Here is a 6,863-nt window from a genome sequence, read left to right as displayed (position 1 = left end):
CCCCGGCGCTCCGCTGACCCGCCGCGAGGCCCGCGAGCGCGAGGGCCGCATCCGGCCCGCCGCACCCGCCGCCGCTCCCGCGCAGCCCTCGGCTCCCGCCCCGGTGCACCCCGCTCCGGAGGGATCGTTCTCGTCCCGCCGCGACCGCCGCGAAGCGGAGGGGCACCGGCTCCGCACCGCGCCCGCCCGCCGCGGGGCCTCCTTCTTCCGCCCGTCCCCGCGCACGCTGGCGCTCGCCGTCTCCGGCGGGCTCGTCGTCGTGGCCGTCGCGTCGAGCCTGAGCCTCACCGTCGGCACCGGCTCCTCGGCCGAGTCGGCCACCGCGACGCCCTCCGCTGCTCCGACCTCGACCAGCGTCGCCGTGCTCCCCGCGACCACCGCCTCCGCCCGGGTCGTCCTCAGCTCCGTCTCCACCACCTCCGGCACCGTCGCCGGCGGCACGAGCGTGACGCTCGAGGGATCGAACCTGGACTCGGTCGCCACCGTCCGCTTCGGCGAGGCCGAGGGCAGCGTCGCGGTCGACAACCCCGACCAGATCACGGTCACCGCCCCTCCGGCCGACGGAGAGGCAGCGGGCGAGGTCCCGGTCGCCTTCTTCGACGCCGACGGTCAGGCCATCACGTTCGACGCGGTCACCGACTCCGCCGCGGCGGTCACCGTCGACGGGACCCCGGCCGACGCGGTGCAGCCGGCCGTCGACACGTCGGGCGCCGCAGAGGGCACGACGGCCGAGGCCTCGACCGACCTCGCCGCGCCGACCGCGGCCGCCACTCCCAGCCCCGCCGCGACCGGCGTGCTCGCCAGCACGAAGGTCGTCGCCTCGGCGATCACCTTCGCCTACACGCCCGACCCGGCGATCGAGGCCGCGAAGGCCCAGGCCGCGCTGGACGCGAGCCGCCTGGCCTCGCAGCTCGACTACCTCTCCACCTACTGGAACGACTACAACTCGGCCCAGTACGGCGTGATCTCGGGCAACGACTGCGTCAACTTCACCTCGCAGTCGCTGATCGCCCGCGGCTGGGAGATGGACGGCGAATGGAGCTACTCCTCCTCCGGCGGGTACAGCTCCGCCTGGGCGTCGTCGACAGCGTTCAACGCCTACCTCGCCGCGCACCCCGAGCGCGCGACCGCGATCCCCGACTCCGAGCGGAGCCGGGTGAAGCCGGGCGACATCGTCCAGTTCGACTGGGACGGCTCGGGCGACTGGGACCACACGGGCGTCGTGACCAGCGTCGACGGCGACAGGATCCTCTACTCCTCGCACACCGCCGACAACCACGACCAGAGCATCGACGCGGCCTCCGCCGGCCGGATCATGTTCTGGGGCGTCTGACGCTCGACGCACCCGCCCCATGCACGACGACAGGGCCGCCACCGCTGATGCGGTGACGGCCCCGTCGAGGTTCCGGTCAGATCACTTCTTGAAGACGTCCTTGACGTCCTCGCCGACCTTCTTGGTGTGGGCCTTGGTCTGGTCGGCCTGGCCCTCGGCCTCGAGGCGCTCGTTGTCCGTCAGCTTGCCGACGGCCTCCTTGGCCTTGCCGACCAGGTTCTCGGCTGCGTTGCGGATCTTGTCGTCTGCACCCATGAGGGGCTCCTTCTGTTCGGTGTGACCATCCGCCGGCGGGTGCCGGGGAAGCTGCGGGACCGGGGTCAGGCGACCCGGTCCTCCTTGGAGAAGCCGGCCCGGGCGCTCGAGGCGACCTCGAGCAGGACCGGCAGGCGGGCGCCCAGCAGGGCGTCGAGCGCGTCGACCTCCTGGTGCACGGCGTCGACCACGGTGCGGGGCGAGACGCCGCCGCGGGGGAGGACGCGCACCTTCAGCGCCGTCTCGGAGCCGTGGCGGTAGGCCGCGACCGTGACGTCGAGGAGCTCCGTCCGCCCGGCGAGAGCCGTCTCGAGGACGTCCTCCGCGAAGCCGGTCGCGATCTCGATCCCTCCGGCGGGCGCGCCCTCGGCCTCGTCGCGGAGGACGGTGCCGGTGCGGCCGTGACCGTGGGCGAAGGCCATCACCAGCGCGAGGACGATGCCGAGGAGGCAGATCCCGACGACGGCGTAGAGCGGCCACAGGACGGCGGCATCGCTCCAGGCGGTGCCCTCCTCGGGGGAGAGGCGCGAGACCAGGGCCGCGCCCTCGCCGTCGGCGAAGGAGAGGACGGAGTCGCGGACCGGCTGCGAGACGGCGATCAGGACGGCTCCGGCGCTGACCAGCGCGAGCACGAGGCCCACGACGAGCAGGACGAGCCGGTTGACGAAGCGGTTGCTCGTGGTCATCAGATCCTCCCGGAGGTCGAGACGCGGACGGTGGAGCGCGGGGCGGGCTTCGCGCCGATGCGGGCGAGCTCCTCGTCGACGGCGCTCTGCACGGCGGCGCGGTCGACCGCGATGCCGGAGGCGGGGGTCACCTCGACCAGTGCGGTGCGCCGCCCGAGCGAGGCGCGGGTGTCCTCGCGGCGGGAGTGGGCGGCCGTGCGGGCTGCGCGGGCCAGGGAGGAGGCGATCACGCCGTCGTCCACGACCACGGCGAGGCGGTCGTCGTCCACGGTGTGGCGGGCCCGGGCCCCGGGCGCCAGTGCGAGCACCAGCAGGACCAGGGCGAGGACGCCCGCGCCGACGGCCACGCCGATGAGGGCGGGGTTCGCCAGCGACGCGACTCCGACGATCGCGCCCAGCAGGGCGGACGGTGCGGCGAGCAGGGGCGCGGCGCCGAGGATCGCGAGCACCGCCTCCGTGCCGACATAGGCCGCGACCAGGGCGATGAGCACCAGGACGACGATCTGCGCGGCGGAGCGGGACTTGTGGGTCTCGCGACGAAGGTAGCGGCTGTAGTGGGTGTCGGGCGCCGACGGTGCGGGGCTCATGCGACTCTCCTCGTGCTTCGGGTGCGGGTGCCCGTGACCCGGATGTCGATCCGGCTGACGGTGCGCCCGGTCAGCGCCTCCATGCGGGAGGCGATGCGGGTGCGATCGCCGTGCAGGCGCTCGAGCAGGGAGCCGCCGGCCGGGGCGGTGCCCGGCTCGACGACGACCGGCGCGGTCACCGCGAGGGCGAGGCCGCCCCGGTCATCGGAGAGGCGGACGCGGATCGCGGAGACCTCCACGCCCAGCTCCTCGTGGACGATCGCCACGGCGGCGCGCTCGATGGAGCGGACGGTGATGGTGACGGTGCCCGCCACCGGCGATGCGGGACGCGTGTCGAGAGCGGTCACGGTGGGCTCCTAGCGGGAGGTGGTGCGGCCGCGGAACACGTCCACGAGGCTGCGCACGTCGAGGGTGCCGTCGGCGATGCGGGCGATCACGACGCCGAGGGCCATGAAGAGGGCGGTGAGGACGAAGCCCCAGAATCCGAACATCAGGGCCGCGAAGGCGAGGATCGCGCCGACCACGACACCGAGGACGGTGCTGCGGCCGCCGGGGGCGGTGGGCGCGGGGCGCTGGAAGTCGCTCATCGGACGCGGCTCTCGGTGGCCTCGTCGTCCTTGTCGTCGCCGGGGATGTGCACGTCGACGACGGCGACGTTGATCTCGGAGACGGCCATGCCGACGAGCTCGGTGATGGCCTCGGAGACGGCGGCGCGGACGGAGTCGGCGACCTTCTGCATCGGCACGGGGTACTCGACGACGATGGTCACGTCGGCCGCGACCTGGGTCTCGCCGACCTCGACGCTCACGCCCTGGGCGTGGTCGGCGCCGCCGACGGCCTGGCGGATCGCACCGAAGGCACGGGCGGCGTTGTTGCCCAGGGCGAAGACGCCGGGCACCTGACGGGCCGCGATGCCGGCGACCTTGGCCACGACGCTGTCGTCGATGACCGTGGTGCCCTGAGCGGTGCCGGAGGTCCGCGAGCCGCCGAGGGTCGTGACCGTGTCGACGGAGGTCTTGTCGACGCGGGTGGTGGAGGGGGTGCGCGTGGTGTCGCTCATGAGGTCTCCTGGACGTCTCATCGGCTGCCGTTGCTGAGCAGACCGGGGTCGAAGGCCCGGCGGAAATCCGGTCGGGCTGTGCTTTCATGAGTGAGACGGAGCCCGGACGGCGTTCGTCACGGTGCTCGGCGGACTTTTTCCTGAGCGTCACCTGAGAGGCGGCCCGAGGCCGCGTGAGCGGAGAGGGAGGAGGCGCCGTGCCCGGACTGGAAGCGGCGAGCGACGCGCTGCTCGCCGAGCGCTCCGCCGAGGGCGACGTGCGCGCCTTCGAGGTGCTCGTCAAGCGGCACCAGTCGATCCTCCGCGCCTACGCCTGGCGCCTCACCGGCTCGCAGGCCGACGCCTCCGACGCCGTGCAGAACGCGCTGATCACGGTCTGGGCGCAGCTCCCGCAGCTCAAGGAGCCGGCGAGCGTGCGCAGCTGGATGATGCGGATCGTCAGCCGTTCCAGCGTCGACCTGCTGCGCCAGCGCCGCCCGACCGACGACGTCGACGCCGTGGAGCATCCCCCGGCCCGAGAGCCCGGCCCGTTCGAGGCCGCCGAGCAGAGCGACGCCATGCGGGCTCTCGCGCACGCCCTGTCCGAGCTGCCGGAGTCGCAGCGGCAGTGCTGGGTGCTGCGCGAGGTCGGCGGGGAGTCGTACAACGAGATCGCCGATCACCTCGGTCTCACGGTGACCGCCGTGCGGGGCAAGCTCGCCCGCGCGCGCGAGTCGCTGGTCGTGGCGATGGAGGACTGGCGATGAGGGAGCAGACGCGATGAACGCGGACCAGGGTCCCGGCGACGGGCCGGAGCGCGCGGGGGAGCACGACGTCGTGCTGCCGCCCGCGCTCGAGCAGGAGGCGGACGCGACGGAGCAGGAGGGCGACGGCATCGGCATCGACGAGCTGAGCGACTACCTCGACCGCGGGCGCACGCCGTACGACCCCGCCATCGAGGAGTCGCCGGAGCACCGGCGCACTCTGCGCGCCCTCGAGCGCGTGCGCGCCCTCTCCGGCGCGCTCATCGACGACGACGCCGCGCGCCTGCCCGCGCCGGAGGAGAGCTGGTTCGGCTCGATCCTCACCCAGGTGCGCCGCGAGTCGCGGGCCGGACGCGACATCCCACTGGCGAGCGTCCAGCCCGACGTGGCGCTCACGATCACCGAGGGAGCGGTCCGCGGACTCGTGCGCGAGGCGGGCGACAGCGTCGCCGGCGTGCTGGTCGGCCGCTGCCGCCTGGTCGGCGACATCGCCGAGCCGGGCGCGGAGGTCGTGGTGGAGCTGACGATCTCGGTCTTCTGGGGGGTGCCGATCGCCGAGGCGGCCCAGCAGGTGCGCGAGCGCGTGCACTCGCGGCTGCTGACCCAGACCGAGCTGCGGGTGTCGAGGATCGACGTCCGCGTGGAGGACGTCTACGTCCCCGGGACGGAGGAGTCGTGAGCGGCCTCGAGGCGGCGGCCCCGGTCGATCCGGTGTCCGCGCTCGCTGCGGAGCTGCGCGCCCTGGACGGTGTCGCGACCCTGATGCCGGCCAGGCCCGAGGTGCGCGACGTGCTCGCGCACGCGGCGACGGCGCTGAGCGCGACCGGGATCGTGGTCGAGCGGCTGGGCACCGCGAGCGGCGGCACGTTCGCCGATCCGGTCCTGGTCCGCGTCGCGGGGGACGAGGTGTCCGTGGCCGTCGACCTCTGCGTGACCGCGGAGGCGTCCGCGCCGGACGTGGCGCGCGCGATCGGAGCCGCGGTGCGCGAGTGGTGCGTCCGGGTGCATCCGGAGCTGCGGCCGCGGGTGACCGTGCGGGTCGCCGCGATCGACTAGCCGGATCGGGGAGCGGGCGCGGCTGTCCGCAGGACTGGACGCCCCGCCGCGAGGAGCGGAGCCGGGCCGAGCGCTCTCGTGCTTCTCCGGAGTGCACCGTGCCGACCGGAGCGACGGTGCTGCGGGCCGCCGGGGTCGGTGTCCGCTCCGTCCTCCCTGAGGAGCTTCCCGCTCAGGCGAGCCTCCCCGAAGAGCTTCCCGCTCAGGCGCGCTCGGCGAGGAACGCGTCCGTCTCGGCCGCCGTCGGCGCGGACACCGCCGCTCCGGCGCGGGTGACCGAGATCGCCGCGGCCGCGCTCGCCCAGCGGGTGAGGGCGACCAGCTGCTCCGGATCGTCGAGCCGTGCTTCCGTGGCGGCGAGCCGGGCCGAGAAGGCGCCGCAGAAGGTGTCGCCGGCGCCGGTGGTGTCCACGGCCTCCACCCGGAAGGCCGGGGTGCGCACCGACTCGCGGTCGCGGACCGCCACGACGACGCCGTCGGAGCCGAGGGTGACCAGCACGAGCGGCACCAGCGCGGTGAGGGCAGCGGCGAGCGCGTCGTCGTCGGCGGCGGTGATGCCGCGATCGGCGGCGAGCTCGCGGGCCTCGTGCTCGTTGACGATCAGCACGTCGAGCACCGCGAGGAGCTCCTCCGGCAGCAGGCCGATCGGGGCGGCGTTCAGGATCGACACCGTGCCGCCGGCGCGCGCGGCGCGGGCCGCCTCCGTCACCGTCGCTGTCGGGATCTCGAGCTGGAGGAGCAGGGCGTCGGCCGCCGCCACAAGGGCCGACTCCTCGGCGGTCAACCCGACCAGGGCGGCGTTCGCCCCGGAGTCGACGACGATCGCGTTCTCCCCGCGCTCGTCCACGGTGATCTGCGCGGTGCCGGTGCGGACGTCGCCGCGGCGGGCGCGCAGCTCCAGCGGCTCCTCGCCGAGGACCGCGGCGAGCCGGTCTCCTGCCGAGTCGCGTCCGAGGCTCGTGACGAAGACGGTGCCGGGCTCGGTCCGTGCGGCCGCGACGGCCTGGTTGAGGCCCTTGCCGCCCGGGAAGGTGCTCGCGTCGAGGGCGAGCACCGTCTCTCCGGGGGCGGGGATGCGGGCGACCCGGTGGACGTGGTCGAGGTTGGCGCTTCCGAGCACGAGGAGGGGCATGCCCTCGACGT

11 protein-coding genes are annotated in these 6,863 nt (G+C 74.4%); 4 read left to right on the top strand and 7 right to left on the bottom strand.

The features are described 5' to 3' along the window. Window positions 1-1,333: amidase domain-containing protein (locus tag C5C56_RS15005; RefSeq protein WP_104319847.1), on the top strand; the 1,333-nt coding region annotated here is incomplete at its 5' end. 81 nt (window positions 1,334-1,414) lie between these two features. On the opposite strand, the gene C5C56_RS15000 is transcribed toward C5C56_RS15005, so the two are convergent. From C5C56_RS15000 to C5C56_RS14975, 6 genes are all read right to left on the bottom strand, one after another. Next, window positions 1,415-1,588 (bottom strand): CsbD family protein, encoded by a 174-nt coding sequence (locus C5C56_RS15000; RefSeq protein WP_104226788.1) that lies wholly within the window; start codon window positions 1,586-1,588, stop codon window positions 1,415-1,417. Window positions 1,589-1,653: 65 nt separating this feature from the next. After that, complete coding sequence (locus C5C56_RS14995; RefSeq protein WP_104224951.1) at window positions 1,654-2,274, bottom strand: hypothetical protein; 621 nt, start codon at window positions 2,272-2,274, stop codon at window positions 1,654-1,656. Then, window positions 2,274-2,861, bottom strand: coding sequence for a DUF6286 domain-containing protein (locus C5C56_RS14990; protein ID WP_104319846.1), 588 nt, complete (start codon window positions 2,859-2,861; stop codon window positions 2,274-2,276). Before C5C56_RS14990 ends, C5C56_RS14995 begins: the two co-directional genes overlap by 1 nt. Further along, window positions 2,858-3,208 (bottom strand): hypothetical protein, encoded by a 351-nt coding sequence (locus tag C5C56_RS14985; RefSeq protein ID WP_104224953.1) that lies wholly within the window; start codon window positions 3,206-3,208, stop codon window positions 2,858-2,860. Before C5C56_RS14985 ends, C5C56_RS14990 begins: the two co-directional genes overlap by 4 nt. Window positions 3,209-3,217: 9 nt before the next feature. Continuing rightward, a complete protein-coding gene (locus tag C5C56_RS14980; protein ID WP_104224954.1) occupies window positions 3,218-3,448 on the bottom strand; it encodes a DUF2273 domain-containing protein in 231 nt (76 codons plus the stop codon). After that, on the bottom strand, window positions 3,445-3,921 hold the full coding sequence (locus tag C5C56_RS14975) for an Asp23/Gls24 family envelope stress response protein (protein WP_104224955.1): 477 nt from the start codon (window positions 3,919-3,921) through the stop codon (window positions 3,445-3,447). The genes C5C56_RS14980 and C5C56_RS14975 overlap by 4 nt, the downstream gene beginning before the upstream one ends. 197 nt (window positions 3,922-4,118) lie before the next feature. Between C5C56_RS14975 and C5C56_RS14970 the strand changes: the two genes are divergently transcribed. From C5C56_RS14970 to C5C56_RS14960, 3 genes are read left to right on the top strand one after another with little or no spacing between them, the layout of a single operon-like run. Further along, entirely contained in the window at window positions 4,119-4,667 is a 549-nt protein-coding gene (locus C5C56_RS14970; protein ID WP_104224956.1) for an RNA polymerase sigma factor, read from the top strand. A 13-nt stretch (window positions 4,668-4,680) separates the two neighbouring features. Next, window positions 4,681-5,343, top strand: coding sequence for an Asp23/Gls24 family envelope stress response protein (locus C5C56_RS14965; protein ID WP_104233947.1), 663 nt, complete (start codon window positions 4,681-4,683; stop codon window positions 5,341-5,343). Next, entirely contained in the window at window positions 5,340-5,720 is a 381-nt protein-coding gene (locus C5C56_RS14960) for a hypothetical protein (RefSeq protein WP_104319845.1), read from the top strand. Before C5C56_RS14965 ends, C5C56_RS14960 begins: the two co-directional genes overlap by 4 nt. Window positions 5,721-5,922: 202 nt before the next feature. Here the strand turns inward: C5C56_RS14960 and C5C56_RS14955 are convergent, their stop codons facing one another. Continuing rightward, on the bottom strand, window positions 5,923-6,852 hold the full coding sequence (locus tag C5C56_RS14955; RefSeq protein ID WP_104288457.1) for a ribokinase: 930 nt from the start codon (window positions 6,850-6,852) through the stop codon (window positions 5,923-5,925). Window positions 6,853-6,863: the final 11 nt, after the last annotated feature.

The sequence above is a fragment of the Rathayibacter sp. AY1D1 genome, assembly GCF_002932635.1.
Taxonomy (GTDB): Bacteria; Actinomycetota; Actinomycetes; order Actinomycetales; family Microbacteriaceae; genus Rathayibacter.
Note: the sequence above shows the minus strand (reverse complement) of the source record. Positions and strands in the feature narration are given on the sequence as shown.